The 22,186-nt window shown below is 72.6% G+C and carries 14 protein-coding genes; all 14 read right to left on the reverse strand.

Annotated elements, in window-relative coordinates:
- Positions 1-7,585, reverse strand: a 7,585-nt coding sequence (locus ACOJTC_RS05755) for an amino acid adenylation domain-containing protein (RefSeq protein WP_420116053.1), incomplete at its 3' end; no start/stop codon positions are given.
- A complete protein-coding gene (locus ACOJTC_RS05760) occupies positions 7,582-8,742 on the reverse strand; it encodes an aromatic ring-hydroxylating oxygenase subunit alpha (RefSeq protein WP_420116054.1) in 1,161 nt (386 codons plus the stop codon). The genes ACOJTC_RS05760 and ACOJTC_RS05755, both read right to left, overlap by 4 nt.
- 103 nt (positions 8,743-8,845) lie before the next feature.
- Positions 8,846-10,243: an NAD(P)/FAD-dependent oxidoreductase gene (locus tag ACOJTC_RS05765; protein ID WP_307826268.1), complete on the reverse strand. Its 1,398-nt coding sequence runs from the start codon at positions 10,241-10,243 to the stop codon at positions 8,846-8,848.
- A 942-nt stretch (positions 10,244-11,185) separates the two neighbouring features.
- Positions 11,186-11,947, reverse strand: coding sequence for an SDR family NAD(P)-dependent oxidoreductase (locus ACOJTC_RS05770; protein WP_420116055.1), 762 nt, complete (start codon positions 11,945-11,947; stop codon positions 11,186-11,188).
- A gap of 26 nt (positions 11,948-11,973) precedes the next feature.
- Positions 11,974-12,636: an NADPH-dependent F420 reductase gene (npdG, locus tag ACOJTC_RS05775; RefSeq protein WP_420116056.1), complete on the reverse strand. Its 663-nt coding sequence runs from the start codon at positions 12,634-12,636 to the stop codon at positions 11,974-11,976.
- A 269-nt stretch (positions 12,637-12,905) separates the two neighbouring features.
- Complete coding sequence (locus tag ACOJTC_RS05780; protein ID WP_204926533.1) at positions 12,906-13,241, reverse strand: VOC family protein; 336 nt, start codon at positions 13,239-13,241, stop codon at positions 12,906-12,908.
- Complete coding sequence (locus ACOJTC_RS05785) at positions 13,238-14,221, reverse strand: LLM class flavin-dependent oxidoreductase (protein ID WP_420116057.1); 984 nt, start codon at positions 14,219-14,221, stop codon at positions 13,238-13,240. Before ACOJTC_RS05785 ends, ACOJTC_RS05780 begins: the two co-directional genes overlap by 4 nt.
- 8 nt (positions 14,222-14,229) lie before the next feature.
- A complete protein-coding gene (locus tag ACOJTC_RS05790; RefSeq protein WP_204926535.1) occupies positions 14,230-15,201 on the reverse strand; it encodes an enoyl-CoA hydratase/isomerase family protein in 972 nt (323 codons plus the stop codon).
- A 15-nt stretch (positions 15,202-15,216) separates the two neighbouring features.
- Positions 15,217-16,212 carry an LLM class flavin-dependent oxidoreductase gene (locus ACOJTC_RS05795; protein ID WP_357927061.1) on the reverse strand — a complete coding sequence of 332 codons (996 nt, stop codon included), beginning with the start codon at positions 16,210-16,212 and terminating at the stop codon, positions 15,217-15,219.
- Entirely contained in the window at positions 16,209-17,780 is a 1,572-nt protein-coding gene (locus ACOJTC_RS05800) for a class I adenylate-forming enzyme family protein (protein WP_420116058.1), read from the reverse strand. Before ACOJTC_RS05800 ends, ACOJTC_RS05795 begins: the two co-directional genes overlap by 4 nt.
- A complete protein-coding gene (locus ACOJTC_RS05805; protein WP_420116059.1) occupies positions 17,777-18,802 on the reverse strand; it encodes an LLM class flavin-dependent oxidoreductase in 1,026 nt (341 codons plus the stop codon). The genes ACOJTC_RS05800 and ACOJTC_RS05805 overlap by 4 nt, the downstream gene beginning before the upstream one ends.
- The gene (locus ACOJTC_RS05810; RefSeq protein ID WP_420116060.1) at positions 18,799-19,890 is read right to left on the reverse strand and encodes an LLM class flavin-dependent oxidoreductase; all 1,092 of its coding nucleotides are present in this window, start codon (positions 19,888-19,890) and stop codon (positions 18,799-18,801) included. The genes ACOJTC_RS05805 and ACOJTC_RS05810 overlap by 4 nt, the downstream gene beginning before the upstream one ends.
- Positions 19,891-19,964: 74 nt before the next feature.
- Positions 19,965-20,993: an acyl-CoA dehydrogenase family protein gene (locus ACOJTC_RS05815; protein WP_420116061.1), complete on the reverse strand. Its 1,029-nt coding sequence runs from the start codon at positions 20,991-20,993 to the stop codon at positions 19,965-19,967.
- A 13-nt stretch (positions 20,994-21,006) separates the two neighbouring features.
- The gene (locus ACOJTC_RS05820) at positions 21,007-22,158 is read right to left on the reverse strand and encodes an acyl-CoA dehydrogenase family protein (RefSeq protein ID WP_420116062.1); all 1,152 of its coding nucleotides are present in this window, start codon (positions 22,156-22,158) and stop codon (positions 21,007-21,009) included.
- Between the last annotated feature and the right edge of the window lie 28 nt (positions 22,159-22,186).

A 22,186-nucleotide genomic window follows, 5' to 3' on the forward strand; every position in this document is an offset into this window, starting at 1 on the left:
CGACGATGGCCTGGTCGCACTCGCCGTTACGGATGCTGCGCACGGCGGTGTGCAACGCCACCAACGACGACGAACACAACGTGTCGATCGTCATGCTCGGCCCCGACAGATCCAGGAAATAACTCACCCGGTTCGCCAGGATGGCGTTGTGGTTGCCCAGCCCGGCGGCGGTCTGCACCACGTCCCCGACGACCATGTCCCGGTAGTGCTGGTAGCTCGCGCCGACGAACACGCCTGTCGACCGGCCGTCCGTACGGCCCGACAGGCCGGCGTCCTCCAGCGCGCGCCAGGCGGACTGGATGAGGTGGCGCTGCTGCGGGTCGATCCACTGGGCTTCGGCCGGTGAGATCCGGAAGAACGGCGCGTCGAAGTCGGTCAGGTCGTCGACGAAGCCCGCCCGGCGCAGGTAGACGGTGCCGGGTTCGGCCGCGTCGGAGTAGTAGTCGTCGATGTCCCAGCGGGACTTCGGGACCTCGCGGAGGCAGTCCTCGCCCCTGGTGAGCACCTCCCACAGCTCGTCGAGGTTGCTGGCGTTGGGGAAGACGCCGTCGATGCCGACGATGGCGATGTCGTGCCGGTCCGGAGCCGTCGAGGTCGCCACCGCGACCGGTGTCACCGCAGCCGAACCCGCCGGGTCCGGAGCCGGAGCGATCGGAGCCGGGACGGCCGGGGCGTAAGCCGGAGCGGCCGTCGCGGGCAGGTCGACCGGGGGCGCGTCGGCCGTCGGTGCGACCGGCACCCCAGCCTGCGAACCACCGCCCGGAACGGGTGGCACCGCGTCGGGCGTCGACGCGGCACCGGGTACGGCGGTGACGCCGTACGAGTCGCGCAGTTCCCGGGCCAGGTTCTCCACCGTCCCCACCTCGAGCAGCAGGGTGACCGGGATGTCCACGCCGAGCCGGGTGCGGATGTCCTGGGCCAGCGAGACGGCCAGCATCGAGTCGAGCCCCTGGGCCTCCAAGGGGCGGTCCAGTTCGAGGGTCTCGACGTCGGTCTCCAGGCCTTCGGCGATCCACCGGGCCAGCGTCTGGCCGAGGTCGCCGGCACCGTTGACGGGTCGGGAGACGGCGGTTCCGTTGGCCGGCAGGGGGGCTGCGGCGGCGGTGCCGGGTCCGGACGCGGCCGGGACCCGACCGTTGCCGTCGGCACCGTGGGCCGGGGTGGACCCGGGCGGGGTGCCACGGTGCCCGGGGACGCCGGTCGGGGTGGTGCCGTCGAACCGGGCCCGGTCGTGCGCGCCCGCCCCGGTGGGCGGGGTGGGCGGCGGGGCCGGGGAGATCCGACGCCAGGTGACGCCCCGGGCGGTGAGCACCGGCCGGTCGCCGTCGAGCACCACCAGACTGGCCGTGAGCAGCCCGGCGTCGGGCGCGCTGCCCCGGTCCCGGCGGGCGTGCACGCGTACCTCACCGGTGAGCGGGCCCCACACGGTCAGCCGGGAGACGGTGAACGGCACGTAGAGGCCCTGCGCCCCGCAGGCGGCGAGGGCCACCTGGAAGGCGCCGTCGAGCAGCCGGGCGTCCACCGGGCCGGCGTCGGGTCCGGCGTCGACCCGCATGGTGCCGGTCGCCACACCGTCCGCCGTGGACAGTCGGCGTACGCAGCGGAAGCTCGGGCCGTACCGCAGGCCGTTGCGGTCGAAGTCGCGGTACATGCCGTCGAGGTCGACCGGGGTGAGCCCGACGGTGGCGGCCGGTGGGGTGAGCGTCGGATCGGCCGGTTCGGGGTCGGCCACCTCCAGGTCGCAGACCACGGCGGTGGTGCCGTCGCGGAAGGTGACCCGGCTGCCGTGCCGCTCCGCGGTGAGCGTCGCCGGCGGCCGTACGGTGGCCCGGAAGGTGAGGTCCCGCAGGGTGAAGGCGTCCCGGCCGAGCAGCTCGGCGACCTTGCCGGGGTAGCCGGCGCCGGGCAGTGTCGGGTCGCCCAGCACCACGTGTTCCCGGGCCTCCGGGTGCTCGGTCCACGACCCGGGTGGGGTGGTCGCCGGCACACCGGCCGCCGGGAGCCGCCCCGCCGTCGACGCGGGCGTCAGCCACAGGTGCTTCTCCTCGTGCGGGGCGGTGGGGAAGCGCACCGGGGCGCGTTCCTCGGCCACCAGGCCGTCGCCGGCCACGAAGCGGCGGGCCGCCGTGTCGAGGGCGTCGCGTCCGGGCGCGTCGCCCAACGGGGGCAGGGTCCGCCCCGACGGGGTGGGGACGATCCCGGTGTAGAGGTTCCGGGTGCCCTCGGCGCGGGCGAGGAACAGCATCAGCTTGTCGTCGAGCTGTTCGACGGTGTCCACCACGCAGGCGAGCCGGTACGTCGCCGCCGGCCGCTGCCGGCTGGCCACGCAGATCCAGGCCAGCGGCGGGCAGTACGGCGACCTCAGCAGGTGCACGAGCCGGTCGGCGAGGGTACGCAGCCCCTCCTCGGAGCCCGCCGAGAGGGTGAGCAGGCCGGTGCCGGTCCGGGCGGGCACCCGGGTCGGCGACGGGGCCGCCGCGAGGACGGCGTGCGCGTTGACCCCGCCGAAGCCGAAGCTGCTGACCCCGGCGACCCGGGGCCCGGCCCACGGGACGAGCCGGTCCGGGACGAACAGCGGCGAGTTCTCGAAGCGGAACGCCCGGTTCGGGAAGGTGAGGTGGGCCGAGGGCGGAATCCGGTCCGCCTGCAGCGCGAGGATCGTCTTGATCAGGCCGGCGATCCCGGCCGCCGGTTCGAGGTGGCCGATGTTCGTCTTCACCGAGCCGACCGCCACCGTGCCGCGCCGCGCCGCGCCCAGGGCGGCCTGCAACGCCTCCAGCTCGATCAGGTCACCGAGCTGCGTGCCCGTGCCGTGCGCCTCGATGTAGCCGACCCCGTCCGCCTCGACGCCGGACCGCCGCAGGGCGCTGCGGATCACCGCCTGCTGGGCGGTGCTGCTCGGTGCGGTCAGGAAGCCGGCGGCACCGGTGTGGTTCACCGCGGACCCGCGGACCACCGCGAGGACCGGGTCGCCGTCGCGTTCGGCGTCGGCGAGCCGCTTGAGGACGATGACCCCGCAGCCCTCGCCGCGGACGTACCCGTCGGCGTCGTCGTCGAAGGTCCGGCACACCCCGGTCGGGGAGAGCATGCCGTTGCGCAGGAAGGACCGGGTCTTGGTGGGGGTCAGCACCAGGTTGGCCGCGCCGACGACGGCCGCGTCCACCTCCCCGGCGCGCAGGTGCATGGCCGCCTGGTGCAGGGCGACCAGCGAGGACGAGCAGGCCGTGTCGACGGCGAAGCTCGGCCCCGACCAGTTGAAGGCGTGGGAGAGCCGGTTGGCGACCATCGACACCGCCGTGCCGGTGGCCACGTGCGGGTCGCCGGCCCCGATGCTGCCCGCCACCAGTTCGGGGAAGTCGCTGGCGATGGTGCCGATGAAGACGCCCGTGGCGGTGCCGAGGGAGGCGGCGGTGTGGCCGCAGCTCTCCAGGGCTTCGTCGGTGACGCTGAGCAGCAGCCGCTGCAACGGGTCCAGCCGTCGGGCCTCCCGGTCGGTGAGCTGGAACCGGGCGGCGTCGAAGTGCTCGACCCGGTCGACCCAGCCGGTCGGCACCTCGTCGGCGGCGGACCAGAGGTGGCCCCAGCCCCGGTGTCCGGTCGGCGCGTCGCCGACGCTGGACACCCCCTCGGCGAGGTTGGCCCAGAACTCGTCGGGGGTGGCCGCGCCGGGGAACCGGCAGGCCAACCCGATGACGGCGAGCGGCTCCTCGACGGTGTCGGGGGCCGGGGTCCCGGACGCGTTCGCCGGGGCGGGCCGGTGGGACGGGTCCTTTCGTACCGTGTCGGGTGCGGCCGGGTCACCGGTGGTGGTGGCCCGAGGTCCGCCGGTCGTACCGGCCGGGGCGGGGTGTGCCGGGTCCGGCGCGGCGTCGACGGTACGCTCGGCGGCCGTGTCGGTGGTGGCCGCGACGACCGCCTCGGCGGCAGCGACGACGGCCTGTTCGGGGGTCGCCCCGGTGGTGTCGGGCCGGGAGCGTGCGGGCGTGCCGGGTGCGGGCTGGAGCAGTTCGGCGAGCCGTTCGGGGGTGCCGGTGGCGAAGATGGCCGGTGGGCTCACCGCGACGCCGAACTCCTCGGTGAGCGCCAGCGCCGCGCGGGTGACGTTGGCCGAGTCCCCGCCGAGGTCGAAGAAGTTGTCGGTGACCAGGAACTCGTCGTGGCCGAGCACGGCGGCGAACACCCGCGCGATGCGCTGCTCCGGCGCGACGGTCGGCTCCGGGACGACGGCGGGCTCCCGGACGACGGCCGGCTCCGGCGCGGCGGTCCGTTCCGGCGCGGTCGGCTCCGGGACGACGGTCGGTTCGCGGGTGGCTGCGGTGGCCGCCGGGGGCGCGACGGGCGCGACGGGCGCGACGGAGGGTACGCCGGTGCGGATGATGGTGTGCCGGTCCGGCCGCGGCAGCCGGTTGCGGGCGATCTTGCCGTTGTCGGTCAACGGCATCGCGTCGAGCCGCACGTAGGCGTCCGGCACCATGTACTCGGGCAGCCGCCCGCCGACGAAGGTGTCCAGCTCCGCCTTGACCAGGGTGCGCTCGCCGACGAGGTACGCGGTCAGCCGCGGTTCGCCCCGGCCCTCGAAGGCGACGGCGATGACGGCGGCGGCGGTGACGCCGGGGTACTCCGCCAGGACGCGTTCGATCTCGGCCGGTTCGATCCGGTTGCCCCGGACCTTGACCTGCGAGTCGGCCCGGCCCAGCCACTCGATCGCGCCGTCGGCGTGCCGCCGGACGGTGTCCCCGGTGCGGTAGAGCCGCTGACCGCTGACCGGGTGGGTGAGGAACACCTCGGCGGTCCGGTCCGGACGGTTGACGTAGCCGCGGGCCAGGCCGACACCGGACAGGTACAGCTCGCCGGTGTCGGCGGGTTCCAGGTCGGTGTCGAGCACGTGCAGGGCGAGGTTGGGCAGCGGTTCGCCCAGCGGCAGGAACGCGCCGACCGACTCGACCCGGTGGGCCGACGCCCAGATCGTCGCCTCGGTGGGGCCGTAGAGGTTCCACAGGGCGCGGGCGGTGCCGTGCAGTTGCTGGGCGGTCGCCGGCACCAGGGCCTCGCCGCCGGACAGGACGGTGAGCCGGGACGTCGGCGTCCAGCCGGTCTCCAGCAGCAGCCGCCACATACTCGGGGTGGCCTGGGCGACGGTGACCTCGCCGATCAGGTCGGCGAGCCGGTGCGGGTCGCGGGCCACCGCCCGGGACGCCAGGGTCACTGTCGCGCCGACGGTCAGCGGCAACAGCAGTTCCAGCAGGGAGATGTCGAAGGCGACGGTGGTGTGCGCGAGCACGGTGTCGGTCCCGGTGACGTCGAGCCGTTCCCCGATGCCGGTCAGGAAGTTCGCCAGGGCGGCGTGCCCGATCTCCACCCCCTTCGGCTCCCCGGTCGACCCGCTGGTGAACAGCACGTAGGCGAGGTCCGCGCCGGTGACGGTGGGCGGCACGGCCAGCGCGGAGCCGTCCGGGCCGGGGATCGGCAGCACCGGCCCGACCGCCTCGCCGCACGCGAGGCTGTGCTCGTCGGCGAGGATCAGGTCGCACTCGGCGACCTGCGCGTAGCGGCGCAGCCGTTCCACCGGGTAGTTCGGGTCGAGCGGTAGGAACGCCGCCCCGACCCGGAGGATGCCGAGCATGGCCGGGACCAGGTCGGGGCCGCGCTCGGTCAGCAGGCCGACGACGGACCCGGCGCCGAGCCCCTGGTCGTACAGGTGGGCGGCGATGGCGTCGGCCCAGGCGTCCAGTGTGGCGTAGTCGATCCGCCGGGCCCCGCTGCGGACCGCGACGGCGTCCGGTCGGGCGGCCACGGTCGCCGCGAACAGGTCCAGCACGGTGGGTACGGGGGCGGCGGGCTCCGGGTGCGCCGTGACGTCGGGCGGGCCGGCGGAATCGGTGGGGCCGGCGGCGAGCGGATCGGTGGCCGGGGCGGGCGCGGACCCGTCGGTCGGGGCGGGCCCGGTCGTCGCCGACGCGCCTGCGTCGGCGGGTGCCGGTGCCGAGGCTGGGGCGGGCATCGGCGCGGCGGTGCCGAGGAGCATGGCCCCGAGGGCGAGGTCCTCGACCCGCTCGGCGAACTCCAGCGCCTCGTCGGCGGACATGGCGGTTTCGCGGACGAAGACCGTGGGCGGGCCGTCGTGCAGGCAGAGCAGGGCGATCTCGGTGTCCGGCTCGGTGGCCGCCTCGTCGTCGGGGTGCCGCTGGAGGACGGCGATCCGGGTGAAGGTCGGCCCGTCGGCGCCGACCGGGCGGTACGCCAGGCCGAGGCGTACCTCCAGGTCGGTGGCGTACCCGTGGCGGGCGGTCGCCTCGTCGAGCCGGGCGGCCAGTTCGTCGGCGGCGGCGGCGTCGAAACGGACCGGGACGCGGGCGACGGCGAGCCCGTGGGTCGCCTCGGCCAGTGCCGGTGCGGACGAGGCCGACCAGGCGAAGTCGAAGCTCGGCGCCTCCATCCGTTCGGCGAGGACGGCGAGGAAGGCGCGGATCACGGTGACCGTCTCGGCCCACGACCGGGGCAGGTACGCCAGCTCGTACCGGCCGTAGTGCGCGGACGCGGCGGAGAAGTCCTCGGCGGGCAGCGGCGCGGGCCGCAGGTCGGTCAGCCGGGCCTTCCACCAGGACTCGTGCCGGCGCAGTGGTCCCTGTGCCTCGGCGATCGCGGCCAGCCGCCCGGGGGGAGCGGCCGGCAGCGGCCGGCCCGGGGCGATGCCCAGCCGTTGGGCCACGGCCCGGCCGCTGAGTGCGCTGCCGTCGGTGGCGGTGAAGTCGCTCAGCAGCAGGTCGCCGTCGGGGGTGGAGAGGGTGATCGCGGAGTCGGTCACGGCCGTCGTGACGGTCACCGACGGCGGGTCCTCGCGGGGGATGCGCCGGATCTGCCGGGTGAACACCGCGCCCTGGGCGGTGACCAGGGCCGGCACCCCGAGCGGGTTGGGGAACGTGCCGTAGTCGAGGGCCTTGGCGATGCGTTCGGCCTCGACGGCGGAGGTGCCGGCGTGGATGAGCCCGCCGCCGGCGATCCGGTCGCGCTGGTGGTAGAGGCGGCGCTCACGGTCGGCGGTGTCGACCGGTTCGGGCAGTGTGCGCCGCAGCAGGTACGGGACGAGGTCGGCGAAGAGCGCGATGCCCACCTCGGCGGTCTCGTAGGTCAGGGACAGCGCGGTGGAGTGGGTGCGGACCGGGAACCACCGCTCCAGCAGCACGGGGCCGGCGTCGACCGCCTCGGTCATCCGGTGCCAGGTCGCGGCGTGCCGGCCCGCCCCCTCGTAGAGCGCCCAGGCGGCGACGTTGCTGCCGGAGTAGCGGGGCAGTGGACCGTCGTGGAAGTTGATCGCGGCCACCCGTGGCAGCGCCAGCACCGGGCCGGGCAGGATCCGGAAGTTGACGATGCTGAACAGGTAGTCGACCTCGGTGGCGGTGAGCGCGGCGGCGAGGTCGGCGTGCGGGTCGAGCACCGGGACGTCGTGCGCGTCCGCCCAGGCGGTGGCGACCGGTTCGGCGGTGAAGACGCCCTCGATCCGTACCCCGGCCGCGACGAGCTGGTCGGCGCAGCGGGCCAGGACCCGGGTGCCGCCGATGAGGAAGCAGGTGACCACGGCCGTCATCCCTCGGTGTCGACGGGGTCGGCCGTCTCGCGCGCCACCCAGGCGTCGATCTGGGAGACGACCTCCTCGTCCAGGGAGAGCTGGCCGGGCGACCAGAACGGGTTGGACAGGCCGCGGTGGGTCCGCTCGCACATCTCCCAGTCCTCGTAGTTGGCCTTGTCCCAGAGCGCGAAGACGGCCTCGTGCGAGAAGTCGCTGCGGGCCGTCTCGGAGGGGTGGAACAGCCAGAAGTGCCGTACGTAGCAGGTGCTCGGGCTCTCCGGCCAGACCCACTGCATCATCACGTAGTCGGCGGTGAAGCCGAAGAGCAGGTTCGGCAGGATGGTGATCCAGTTGATCTTCTTGAGGTCGGCGTCCGGGACCAGCGGCATGGGTGCCCGGTCGCTGCGTCCGGTCATCGACACCGAGTTGTACTTGTCCCGGATGACCTGCCACGCGCCGACGATGTCGCCCTTGAGCTCGTAGGTGCCCGCGTCGTCGAAGTCGGTGATCCGGTGCAGGTCCTTGTGCGCCGTCGGGAAGTGCAGGCTCTCGTTGACGTTGTGCGCCACCAGCTTCCAGTTGGAGGCGACCGGGTAGTCCTTGGCCTGCACGCACTTCAGGTCGGCCAGCTCGTAGACCCGGGCGAACTCGCCGAACTCGCCGAGGGAGGCGTCGAGGTCGGGCGCGTCGTCGGAGAAGGTGATGAAGACGACCCCGAACCGGATCTCGGTACGCACCGGCAGCAGGCCGTTCTTCTCCTTGTCGAAGAAGTGGTCGAAGTACGTGCCGTTGAAGCTCTTGAGCTTGCCGTTGCGGTCGTAGACCCAGCAGTGGTAGATGCAGACGATGCTCTGCCGCTTGCCGGCGGCCTCCTCCACCAGCCGGTACCCCCGGTGGCGGCAGTAGTTGTGGTACGCCTGGATGCCGTTGTCGCCGTTGATGATCAGGATGGAGCCGGTGCCGATGGTCAGGGTCGCGTAGGAGCCCTTCTCGGTGAACCGGGAGACGTGGTCCACCGGCAGCCAGCGGCGGCGGTAGATCCGTTCCAGCTCCCGCTGGTGCTGCTCCTCGCCGGTGTAGAACGCGTGGGACCGGCCACGACCGCCGGTGTCGTAGTACGGCCGTTGGTCGTCCTGTTGGCCGATGAGATCGAACATGCTGGACGCGCGCGTCATCTGCCTGCCTCCTCCGGGGGGGGTCAAGTGCCACGAACGAACGGCGGAGGACGGGGACGTCCTCCACCGTCGTGCCGCGCTGTCGGGCGCGGCCTCACGCCGATCAGGACGGTTCGTAGATCCGCTTGTGCTGGGGGACGCCGGCGTCGTCGTAGATCCGGTCCAGGTTGTCGGGGGCGAACAGCTCGTGCCCCTCGACCCCGCCGGCGATCATGCCGAGCATCTTGGTGGTCCACTCCCGGCTGGTGCTGATCGCGCCCAGCACCGCCTCCAGGTACGGGTCGAGGGTCAGCTCGGCCATCGCCGTGGTGTAGTCGTAGACCGGCGCGCTCTCCTCGTCGCGCACCTTGACGTAGTCGGCGAGGGCGTCGTCCATGGTCCGCTCGCCGGAGAGCGCCTCGTGGATGCGGTCGGCGAGCAGCTCGCCGTGCAGGAAGGCGTCGGTCATGCCCCACCCGGTGATGGGGTCCTTGTGGTAGCCGGCGTCGCCCACCAGCGCCCAGCCGGGGCCGTGCGAACGGCGGTAGTAGTTGTCCGGGTAGCGCATCGGCCGCAGCGGTTCCTCGCGCCGGCCCTGCTCGCGTAGCTGCGCGCCCATCTCCGGCTCGACGTCGTCGAAGACGGCCAGGAAACGCGCCTCGGGGTCCTGACGGAACTCCTTGAGCTGCCGGCGGGTGCAGATGACGGCGACCATGTTGACGTCGCCGTTGGTCGGCCAGGTGCCGAACCACTGCTCGTGGAAGCCGGTCTTGTGGTGCAGGCCCCAGTCCAGGCCGCTGTAGTAGGAGTAGTAGGTGAATCCGGCGGCGGGCCGCACGTTGTACAGCTCCGCGCCGACCTTCCGGGCCACCGTCGAGTGGAAGCCGTCGGCGCCGACCACCACCGTGGACCGGAACTCCTGCTCCGGCCCGTCGCCCTCGCGACCCCGGATGCCGACCACCCGACCGTCGGAGAAGACCAGGTCGGAGACGGTGAACTGCTCCAGGACCTCGACGCCGGCCCGGCGGGCCGCGTTGACCAGGATCTCGTCGAGCACGACCCGACGCGGGCAGTAGACGGCGTCGATCCCGTCGATCGGGTCGGCGAACCCGATCAACGGGATGCCGTGGTTGGCGTAGTTCATCGTCCGGATGGCCGGCGTCTTCGCGTCGATCACCTCGTCGAGCAGTCCCCACGCCTGGAGGCGGGACAGCCCGGCCTGGTGGATGTAGTGGGTCGACACCGCGTCGCTCGGAAAGGAGGAGCGGTCGACCATCAGAACCCGGTGGCCCTGCCGGGCCAATAGCATTGCCACGGGCGAACCCGCGCAGCGTGCACCGACAACGATTACATCGAACATGGGCCTGCTCCGATCAGTCGTCAGCCCTGGAAAGCAACCGTCCAATGCGGATGTGGGATTGCCAAGAGAGTACGTTTCCACGTTCCTCATGGTCAATACGCGGGTTCGCCGGCGATGGTGAATGAGAACGCTAACAAGAAGGAAGTCCTGCTTGTGGACCATGCTCGAACTGGCGAAGTGTGACGTGGGTCACATGCATAAAGCAGCCTGAATGAAAGCTGAGAATTGCACTGAGCTGGGATGATCACTTTCGGTTTACCAAATCACCCCGACCAATCACAGAATCGAGTTGGGGCGAACAGAACCGCAGCCACCCTCAGAAGCTGGACATCCGGCGGTGCGCACACCTGGACCAATCGGTGGCGAGGCACCACCAGGGCGGGCCAAACCCCCAAGAGGGGCAACGATCCCCCGTTAACACTTACCGCAACATTTCGGTCATGACCGCCCTGAACAGGAGATCCGGCGGCCGTGATCGAAGTTGATCGATTAACATGCGGTCAACCCCGCAATGGTGAACAACCCTGATGATTGCCTCCGGCAATCTCTGGCTCGCCATTTGGTTGCCTCGACGAATCGTTGCCCCGGGCGCTTTTCTCGGCGACGGGCGGCGAAGGGCGTCCCCCGGGACGGCACCACCGACCACCCACCGCCGTCCGACCCGCGCCATCCGGACACGCCGGCCCCTCCCCATCGCGGAGAGCCGACAGTTTCGGTACCCATCGAGACAGTGGGAACGATTAGCCGAATACCTTTTCCGGTCGGTCGGCAGGACGGTTTCGGGCACCGGAATCGTGGAAAGAACCGTCGGACCAGAAATGCCGACGCATGAGGGATCATCCGATACGGTGCGCAACATCGATGCGGAGAGAAACGGTCACCCGGGCATCGCACCGGCCGACGCGGCCGGGTGACGACGCTTTTCCCGGCGCGGGGGAATCGCCTCTTTCGCGCGGACGTCACGTTGCGGTCGTCCGCTCACCGGGCTACACCGGTGGTCGGCCACACCGGCCCCCGAGCCGCCCCCCGGCACACCAGGTCGGTCTACGTTCCCGCCCGCCCGGCGTGCCGATGTGCTCCGGCCCGCCGGGCCGCGCGGCGGGATCAGCGGGGTGCCATCCGGAGGGCGCCGTCAAGGCGGATGACCTCGCCGTTGAGGTAGTCGTTGCCGATCAGGGAGAGCACGAGGGCGGCGTACTCCCCCGGATCGCCGAGGCGGCCCGGGAACGGCACCCCGGCGGCGAGGCCGGCCCGGTACTCCGACGACACGGTCTGCATCATCGGCGTCAGCATGATGCCGGGCGCGATGGTCATCACCCGGATGCCGTGCGGGGCGAGGTCACGGGCGGCCGGCAGGGTGAGCCCGACGATGCCGCCCTTGGACGACGCGTACGCCGCCTGGCCGACCTGGCCCTCGTAGGCCGCGACCGACGCGGTGTTGACGATCACGCCCCGCTGGCCGTGCCCGTCCGGGGCGGTCTCCGCGATCCGTTCCGCGGCGAGCGTCAGCACGGTGAAGGTGCCGATCAGGTTGACCCGGACGACGCGGGCGTACAGCTCGAGGTCGTGGACGCCGCGCCGGCCGAGAATCCGCTGCGACGGGGCGATGCCGGCGCAGTTCACCACCGTCCGCAGGGGATGGTCCCCGACGGCGGCCCGGTCGACCGCCGCACGGACCGCCGCCGGGTCGCACACGTCGACGTCGACGAGGCGTACCCCGGCCGGCGCGTCACCGGCGGCGGCGATGGCCGACCCGAGATCGAAGCCGTGGACGGTGGCGCCCGCGCCGGCCAGCGCGGCGGCGGTGGCCGCGCCGAGGCCGGACGCGGGGCCGGTGACGATGGCGGCGGTACCTGCGAGTTGCATCCTGTGCTCCTTCGTGCCGGACCGGGTCACACGTCGGTGATACGCAGGCCCGCGTGGGCCCGGTAGCGCCGGTTGACCGAGATGAGGTTGGCGGTGAACGCCTCGACCTGGTGGGCGTTGCGCAGCCGCCCGCCGTAGACGCCCCGCACCCCGGGGATGGCGGCGGCGAGTTCCCGGACCAGGTCGGTGGCCTCGCGGTCGTCGCCGAGCACCAGGACGTCGGTGTCGACCGCGTCGAGCTCCGGGTCCTCCAGGAGCACGGCGGAGACATGGTGGAACGCCGCGACGACCCGGGACCCGGGAAGGAGCGCGGCGGCCTGCTGGGCGGCGGAACCCTCCGCGACGGCCAGCGCGTAGGCGCCCTGCTTGTCGAAGCCCAGCGGGTTCACGCAGTCCACGACGATCTTCCCGGCCAGTGCCGGGGCGAGCGTGGTGAGCAGCTCGGCGTGCCCGCCCCAGGGCACCGCGACCACCACTATGTCGGCCTGCCCGGCGGCGTCGGCGTTCGACCCGCCCCGGACCCGGCCGGGCAGCGCGGCGGCCGTCCGTTCGGCCCGCTCGGCGTCCCGCGACCCGAGTACGACGTCCAGCCCGGCCGCCCCGAACCGCCGGGCGAGCCCCCGCCCCTGCGGCCCCGTCCCGCCGAGCACGCCGACGGTACGGCCCCGCAGCTCGTCACTCACACTCACGTGGATCTCCTTCTCGTCCCCCACCGCCCGCCCCGTGCAGTCCCGGTCTCCGTCCCCGCCGGCCCTCCGGTCCCCTGCCCTCCCGCGCCCCTCGGCCCCGCCGTTGCGGTGATCAAGAGGTTCGCGTCAGTTGATCAAGAGGTTCGCGTCATCGTGGAGATCACTCCTGACGCTTTTCTCTTGATCACCGGAGCGGAGCGGGGCCGGGTGGAACGGGGCGGGACGGGTGAGGTAAGGGGGTGGGAGGGGACGGGTGGGGCGGGGGTGGGTCAGGGGTGGGGTTGGTAGAGGGTCAGGGGGTTGCCGGTGGGGTCGGTGACCAGGGCCCGACGTTCGTGCGGGCCGGTGGTCGGGGCCGAGACGGTGACGCCGGCGGCGGCCAGGTGGGCGAGGCAGGCGTCGAGGTCGTCGACCTGGATGCTGAGCACGGTGCGGCCGGCGACGGGCTGCTGGGTGGCGTCGGCCAGGCCGAGGGTCACCGTGCCGTCGGTGACGGCGGCGTACCGGTCGCCGTCGCGGAAACGCACCGTCAACCCGAGCGCGGTGTAGAAGGCGAGCTGGGCGTCCAGGTCGTCGGCGGGGACGATCACGTGGCCGATCCTCATGGCCGGAACCTCGGCATCACCTCGCGGGCGAACCGCTCCACGATCTCCATCGACCGTTCGATCGGCAGGCCGAGCCACTGGGCGCGGAAGACGAAGTGGTTGTAGCCGGCGTCGGCGAAATCCTGGATCTTGGCGGTGATGTCGTCGGGCGAGCCGAAGAACAGCGCCTTCTCCCTGATCGCGTCCCACTGCGACTCGAAGAAGTCCATGCCGTACTGGACGTACTCGCCGTAGGAGCGTTTCACCTGTTCACCGGCGACGGCGAACGCGGCCTCGGCGGAGTCGGCCACGCACAGGTCCCGGTGGATCGGGAAGACCGCGTCCCGCTCGTCGAACCCGGCGGCCCGCCGCTGCTCACGGTAGTCGGCCAGGTTGCCCACGGCCCAGTTGCGGCGCACGTTGGACGGTGCGAGCCAGGGCAACCCCTGCCGGGCGATCCGGGCGATGCCGGTCGGACCGTTGGCGCCCACCCAGACCGGCGGGTGCGGACGCTGCACCGGCAGCACGCTGCACCGCACCCCGTCCAGGGTGAAGTGTTTGCCCTCGTGGTGCACCGGCTCCCCGGTCCACAGCTGCTGCATCACCGCGAGGGCCTCGTTCATCCGGGACACCCGGGTGCGCCGTTCGATGCCGAACGCGGCGAACTCGACGTCGCGGTAGCCCGAGCCGATGCCGAGGACGAACCGGCCGCCGGACATCTGGTCGATGGTGGCGATCTCCTCGGCCCAGTGCACCGGGTGGCCCAGCGGCAGGATGAGGATGCCGGTGCCGAGCTGCATCGTCCCGGAGTGGTCGACGAGCCGGCTCAGCAGCGGCAGCGGCTGCGGGGTGCGCAGCGACGACAGGTAGTGGTGGATGCCGAAGACCGAGTCGTAGCCCAGGTCCCGGACGTGCTGGACGTACTCGACGGTCTCCCCGATGCGCCGGCCCAGGTCGTCGCCGGGGGCGTACTGGTGGTCGAGCAGGATGCCGAACTTCACGCCGTCGCCTACTCTTCCCGCGACCGGCTGTCGCTGAGCCGGAAGTACGGGGCGACGAGCCGGTCCCGGTCGGCGAGCGCCTGCGCGATGCCCTTCTCCCGGCGTTCCTTGAGGAAGTTCCAGTCGCCGTCGGCGAAGCTGACGTTGGTGGCCCAGCCGTGCCCGACCCAGCCGGTCATCGCCCCGAGGCCCTTGCCGCGCGCCTCCATCACCACCTGCATCATCGACTTGCCCATCATCAGCGAGTCCAGCGGCATCACCGCGATCGCGTCGGCGTAGTCGTCGACCCACTTCTGGAGTTCGTCACGCGGGACGACCTTGGTGACCAGGCCCTTGCGTTCGCCCTCCTCCGCGCCGATCGCCCGCATGGTGAGCATGACGTCCTTCATCGTGGTCAGGCCGACCTTCTCGATCCAGTGGTACATGTCCTGCGGGGCGGGCCCCAGGTAGCGGAACGCCGGGTGGGTGAACCGGGCGTCCGGGGAGGCGATGACGATGTCGGCCGACAGCGCGATCTGGAAGTGCCCGCCGTAGCAGTAGCCCTGCACCTGGCAGATGGTCGCCTTCAGCGACTCGATGATCGGCCGGGTGAAGCCGGAGCTGAGCACGTTGCGGTCGGGCAGGATGCGCTGCCGCTGCGCCGGGCGACGCCGGGACGCCTTGTCGGTGCCGTTCTTGTAGCCGATGTAGTGACCGAGTTCGGCGGCGTCGGCACCGGTGCCGAAGTGCTCCCCCTCCCCCGTGAACACGATGACCTTGACCCGGTCGTCGGTCTCCGCCTCCTTCACCAGGTCACCGACCCGTTCGAAGGCGGCCACCGGGATGGCGTTGAGTCGCTCGGGACGGTCGAAGGTGATGGTGGCGACGGCCCGTTCCTCGTCCACGTCGTACCTGACGTACTTCGCGAGGACCTCGGGGTCGACCTCCATGTTCTCGACGTCCCACTGGTTCTCCAGCAGTTCGGCTTCGGTCTTCTTCACGGCGGATTCCTTAGGTCAGGTGGTGGTACGGAAGGCGGGGATCACTTCGGTGGCGAACAGCCGCAGCGAGGCGCGCAGCTTCTCGGTCGGCATGCCCAGCCAGCCGGGCCGGAAGATGAGATGGTCGAACCCCAGGTCCCGCAGGGCGGAGATCCGCTCGACGAGGAACTCGGGCGAGCCCAGCAGCAGCGTGTTGCGGACCAGCTCGTCGAACCGGTCCCGCTGCCAGCGCAGCGCCGGATACTCGGCGTACGTGGAGTACTCGACCCGGGCGTGCGGTAGCGCCTCCGCGACGGCCTGTTCGGTGCTCGGCGCGCAGTACAGCTCCACGCCGACGGGCCGCTGCACCGTCGCCGGGTCGCGCCCGTACTCGGCCAGCGCCTCGTTGTAGACCGCCAGGTGTTCGGGCAGGAACCGGCGGCTCGGGGAGTTGCCCGGCGCGTACCAGGCGTCGCCGAGCCGGGCGGCCCGACGTACCGCCTTCTTGCCGCCCGCGCCGATCCAGATCGGTGGGCCGCCCGGGGTCAGCGGCGGGATGCCGATGGTGGCGTCGACCTGCGGGTAGAACTCCCCGTCGTGGGTGACGGGTGCACCGGTCCACAGCGCCCGGATCAGCCGCAGGCTCTCGTCGAACCGACGGAACCGGGTCTCCGGGTCGACGCCGAAGGCGGCGAACTCGTTCTCCCGGTAGCCCGCCCCGACGCCGAGGACCACCCGCCCGCCGGAGAGGTGGTCCAGGGTGGCGAACTCCTCGGCGACGTGCACCGGGTGGAACATCGGCAGCAGCAGGATGCCGGTGCCGAGCAGCATGTCCCCGGAGCGCGGGATCAGGCTCGCCAGCATCGAGATGGGCTGCGGAGTGGCCAGGTTGGACTGGAAGTGGTTGATCGTCCAGACCGAGTCGTAGCCCAGTTCGGCGGCGAGTTCGACGGTGCCGAACAGGTCGTCGAGGTGCCTGCGGAGGTCGTCGCCGGGCGGGTACTGGTGCGACGCCATGATGCCGAACCTCATCGACTTTCGCCTCCCTGCGACGGAGCCGCTGCGCGGCTGATCTTGCCGGTGGCGCTGCGTTCCAGCGCGGGCACGAACTCGATCCGCCGGGGGGTCTTGAAGTGGGCCAGCCGCTCCCGGGCGTACGCGACGAGCCGGGCGGAAAGGTCGGTGTCGTCGACCGTGTCGTCGGCGGCCCGGACCACGAGCGCCACCGGGATCTCGCCCAGCCGGTCGTCGGGCCGGCCGAGCACCCGGACGTCCTGCACGAGCGGGTGCCCGCGCAGTTCGTCCTCGATCTCCTCGGGCCAGACCTGGAAACCGCCGCACTTGATCATGTCCCGCTTGCGGCCGACCAGGAAGAGCACCCCGTCGGGGTCGACGTAGCCCATGTCGCCGGTGTGCACCCAGCCGTCGCGGACCAGCTCGGCCGAGGCGGCGGCGTCGTCGACGTACCCCCGGGTCAGCGCGGAGCGGACCACCACCTCGCCCTGGGCGCCGGTCGGCAGCGCGGCCCCGGCGTCGTCGCGGATCTCCAGCTCGACGCCCGGGTAGACCCGGCCGGCCGAGCCGGGCTTCCACCGGCCGGCCTTCATGTCCCGGCCGGTCCAGCCGGCGATGTGCCCGGCCTCGGTCGAGCCGTAGTTGACCAGGATGGGCACCCGGTAGCGCTCCTCGAAGGCGCGCCGCACCGGCCAGGAGATCGCCTGCCCGGCCACCAGCACCGACCTGACCCCGTCGAACGGCAGCTCCCGTTCGGCGTGCACGATGTCGAAGACCATGGTGGGCAGCAGGAACAGGTTGTCGAACCCGAACCGGGGCATCAGGTCGGCGAGCCGGTCGACCCCGAACCGTTCCCAGACCACCGCCGGGCGGCCCACGAAGTACGCGAACAGCAGCGCGTGCTGGCCGCCACTGTGGAACAGCGGCAGCGCGATCAGGTTGGGGCGGGCGTCGCGGGTGGCGCTGCCCTCGGCCTCGGTGCCGGTGGTGACCCGGGCGAGGCGCATCAGCGACTCCCGCGTTCCGCCGTGGGTGACGCTGACGGCCTTGGGTCGCCCGGTGGTGCCGCCGGTGAACAGGATGCACGCCTCGGCCTGCGGCCCCACCTCGACGCCGGTGACCCGCGCCTCCCGCCGCCACGGCAGCTCGGGCACGCCGGTCAGCGACGTCGTGACGGACCGGACCGGGACGGCGGCACCGTTCCCGTCGGGGTCGGACCGGGCGGCGAGGAGGGCGGCGACCACGTCGGGCCGGCGGTCGTCGACCAGCAGCAGCCGGGGCGCGGTCTTGGCCACCGACTCGGCCAGCTCGGCGGCGTTGTAGAGGCTGCTGACGGTGACCGGCACCGCGCCGATCTTCCAGGCCCCGAAGAGCAGGAAGACGATCTCGGGGCCGTTGGTCAGGTAGCAGGCGACCCGGTCGCCGGGGCCGACGCCCTCGGCGCGCAGCGCGGCGGCGACGCCCCCGGCGAGCAGGTCGATCTGATCGAAGGTCCACCAGCGGCCGTCCTCGGCGTACAGACCGGGCAGGTCGCCCCGGTCGGCGCACCGGCGCTCCAGGACTCCGACCAGGTTGTCGCCGCTCACCGGGTCACCCCGGGCGCGGTCGCGGCGATCCTCGGGACGACGGGCGTGGCGACCCTGGGGATGACCTCCGCACCGAAGCGGGCGAGCTGTTCCATCGCCTCGTCCTGGCTCGCGCCGACGAACTGGTGGCGCAGCGAGACCTCGGTGATGCCCAGCTCGGTCTCCCAGCGGCGCAGCTTGGCCACGATCTCGTCGGCCGAGCCGACCAGGCAGTCCTCGGCCAGGTACCGGTCGAGGTCGAGGGACTGCGCGTCGTCCCAGGACCGGTAGCCGGCGTACTGGCGCTGCAGGTGCGGGCGGACGGCCGCGACGGCCGCCGGATAGCTGTCGCCGAGGTACGCCTCACGGCTCATCGGGTACTCCCGGTCCAGGGGGAAGCCGCGCTCGGTCAGGTCGGCCCGGTAGATCCCGAGCAGCCGGGCCAGTTCGGCGTCGTTGCCCTTGGGGCCGATCAGCCACGGGGCGTCGAGGCGGGCGGCGCGGCGGACGGCGGGTTCGGCGAACGCGCCGATCCACAGCGGCGGGCCGCCGGGCTGGGCCGGGCGCAGCGCCAGGGACGCGCCGGGGACCTCGCCCCAGCTGCCGGCGGCGTCGATCGTCTCGCCGTTCCACAGGGCGCGCAGGATCGGCACGTACTCCCGCAGCCGGCGCAGCCGGTCCTCCCAGGCGACGCCGAACGCGGCGGTCTCGCGTTTGCGGTAGCCGGCGCCGATGCCGACGGTCAGCCGGCCGCCGCACAGCACGTCGAGGGAGGCCAGGTCCTCGGCGAGGGCGACCGGGTTCAGCAGCGGGGCGAGCAGCACGCCGAACCCGATCCGGACCCGGGAGGTGGCGTGGGCGAGGTAGCCGGCGAGCGGGACGGGTTGGACGAACGCCGACCGGGCCAGGTCGTGGTGGCCGAGGTAGACGGCGTGGAAGCCGGCCGCCTCGGCGGCGGCCGCCTGGGCCAGCACGCCGTCGATGCCCTCGGCGGCGGACGCCGACGGATCGAACTGGGCACTCAGGAAGCAGCTGATCTTCACCCGAGGACCGCCTCGGCGGTGGGCACCCGCTCGGCGGCGCGGTCCTGGGCCCGGAAGTGCGGGATGACCTTGTCGGCGAACTCCTCCATGGAGCGCAGCGCGGCGGCGCGGTCCAGCGACGGGATCCGCAGCCAGCCGATGTAGTGGTTGATGCCGAGCTGGTCGCGCAGCATCTCGATGGTCTCGATGACGCGCTCGGCCGAGCCGAAGTTCCCGCCGTGGGTCAGCGTCTGCTCCAGGGTGAGCAGCTCGATGTTCTTGGCGACCGCCGCGTAGTAGGCGCGCTCCTGGGCGATGGCGTCCTCCGAGCCGGGGATGACCTTGCCGACGGACTTGTAGTAGTTCATCGCCGCCGTCGCCGCCGTACGCAGGCCCTCGTCGCCGTCGCCGCACCAGACCTGCTGCATGAACGGCAGGTCGTAGGTGGACAGGTCGAAGCCGTTGTCCCGCATGCTCTGCCGGTAGAGGTCGAAGTTCTTCTGCATGATGCCCAACGGCGTGAAGTTCGGTGAGGTGATGATCGACTCGCCGACCGCGCCACGTTCCCGGAAGCTCTCCGGGGAGACCGTGCCCTGCAGGATGGGCGGCCCGCCGGGGGTGAACGGCCTCGGGTAGGTGGTGACGTTGTCGTAGTGGAAGATCTCGCCGTGGTAGGAGAAGTTCTCCTGCGACAGCGCGAGCCGCAGGATCTCCAGGGTCTCCTGGTAGCGCTGCTTGGACTCCGCCAGCGGTACGCCGAAGCCGGTGAACTCGGCGGGCTGGTAGCCCCGGCCGACGCCGATGGAGACCCGGCCGCCGCTGAGCACGTCGAGGGCGGCGATGTCCTCGGCCAGGCGCAGCGGGTGGTGCAGCGGGAGGACCAGGACGGCGGTGCCGATGGTGATCCGGCGGGTCCGCTCGGCGACGGCCATGCCGAAGTTCAGTGGGCTGCCGAGGATGCCGTACTTGGAGAAGTGGTGCTCGGCGAGCCAGACCGAGTCGAAGCCCAGCTCGTCGGCCAGCTGGATCTCCTCGAGGGTTTCTCGGAGCACCTGATGGTCCGATGCGCCGTCGGCCACCGGGAACAGGTTCATGATTCCGAACTTCACGGCCTTCTCCTCATTTATTCCGACCAGCCGGTATGTTACTGCTCCGGGCTGGTGCCCGGCAAGACTTCCGCAGGTCAGCCGCGCGCGGCCCGACGTGCCCGGATGCGCAACTCCCCGGCCCGCCGCCGGTGCCCCGACCCCCGCCCGCAGCGGGCGTCGAGCACGAACGCGCGGCGCAGGAACAGGTGCGGGTCCGCCTCCATGGTGATGCCCATCCCGCCGTGCACCTGGATGCACCGCTCGGCGGCAAACACCGCCGCCTGCCCGGCCGCCGCCTTGGCCGCGTGCACCTGGACCGCGGCGTCCGGGCGTCCGGTGTCGACCGCCCACGCCGCGTACAGGGTCAGGTCCCAGGCCGCCTTGCGCGCGGTGGCCGCCTCGGCCAGCGGGAACGCGACACCCTGGAACGACCCGATCACCCGACCGAACTGCCGCCGGGTGCGGGCCTGCTCGGCGGCCAGGTCGATCGCCCCCTGCGCCACCCCGCACAACTCGGCCGCCACCACCAGCGCCGCCCGCAGCGGCCCGGTGCCGGCCGGGCGGGGCCGCTCGGGCGCGGCCACCGTCACGTCCGCCAGCGGCACCGACGGGTCCAGCGACTGCCGCGCGGTGATCCGGACCGGGTCGGCGAACCAGACCCCCGCCGGGCCGAGCGCGACCACGCCGTCAGCCTGCGCCGCGTACGGCACCAGGGTGCGCACCAGCGGGTCCACCGACGCCGCGTCGACCCAGCCTGAGCCGCCCGGCACGTCGACCGCAGCGGTGAGTACCCGGCGGCCGTCGAGCACCTCCTCGGGCAGCGGCCCGTGCTGCCCGTCGCCGCAGAGCAGCTGCACGGCCGCCGCGTGCGCCGGGAACCGGCTGGGCAGCAACCGCCCGCCGAGCGCCTCGACGGCGACCAGCAGGTCGATCAGGCCCGACCCGATGCCACCGGCCGACTCGGGCACCCCGAGCAGCCCGAAGTCGCGCAGCAGCGGCCCGTCCCCCGCCGGGGCCCGCCACCCGCCCGACCACGCCGCGCGGGCCGCGCCCCGGTCGGCGTCGGCGAGCGCGCCCACGGTACGGCCGATGTCCTGCTGTTCCTGGGTGAATGTCGCGCGCACCGGACCACCTCGCTCAGCGGGAGCGGGGCAGGCGCAGGACCCGCTCCGCGAGAATCGACTTCTGGACTTCCTCCGTGCCGCCCTCGATGGTGTGGGCGCGGGCCCGCAGGTAGCGGCGCATCCGGGCGGCGGCGCCGTCGCCGTCGACCAGCACCCCGCCGGCCTCGTCGAGCTGCACGGCGAGCCGGTTGGCGTTCTGCACGACCCGGGCCCACAGGCTCTTGAGCGCCGAGGTCTCCGGCCCCGGCACCCCACCGGCCCGGCTCTCGCCGAGCATCCGCATCGAGCCGATCCGGACCGCCTCGGCGTCGCACTGCAATGCGCCCACCGCGTCGACGAACGCGCTGTCGTCGGCGACGCCCCGCTCGACGGCGACGTCGATCAGCCGGTCGACCGCCTGCCGGGCCCAGACCCACAGGTTCAGCGCCATGCTGCCGCGCTCGAACGCGAGCGTGGTGAGCGCGACGGTCCAGCCGTTGCCGACGCCGCCGAGCACGTCGTCGTCGGCGACGAACACGTCGTCGAGGAACATCTCGTTGAACTCGGTGTCCCCGTTGATCATCACCAGCGACCGGACGGTGAATCCGTCCATCGGGGCGAGGAAGTAGGTGATCCCCTCGTGCTTCGGCGCGGCGGCGTCGGTACGCGCCAGCAGCAGGCACTTCGACGCGTTGTGCGCGTTGGACGTCCAGATCTTGGCCCCGTTGATCCGCCAGCCCCCGTCGACCCGGGTCGCCGCCGTGGTCAGGCTCGCCAGGTCGGAGCCGGAGCCGGGCTCGCTGAACCCCTGGCACCAGTACTCGTCGCCGCGCAGGATGCCGGGCAGGTGCCGGGCCTGCTGGGCGTCGGTGCCGTGCGCGATGATCGTCGGCCCGGCCAGCATCATGCCCACCCCGTTGAGCGGGTACGGGGCGCCGCGTACCGCCGCCTCCTCGTTGAAGACGGCCTGGGCCAGCGCGTCCATCCCCCGGCCGCCGTGCGCCGTCGGCCAGGACAGCCCGGCCCAGTTGCCGGCGCAGAGCCGGTCCTGCCACACGCGGGACCAGTGCTCCCGCTCGTCCTGGGTCAGCTCCTCCTGGTCGGGCACGTCGGCCAGCGCCCCGTCGAGCCACCTGCCGACCTCGTGCCGGAACGCCAGGTCGGTGTCGCTGTCAGCGAAGTCCATGCCCACCCCCCTGTGGGTCGTCGGTGTC

The sequence above is a fragment of the Micromonospora sp. genome (assembly GCF_048594385.1).
Lineage (GTDB): Bacteria > Actinomycetota > Actinomycetes > Mycobacteriales > Micromonosporaceae > Micromonospora > Micromonospora wenchangensis.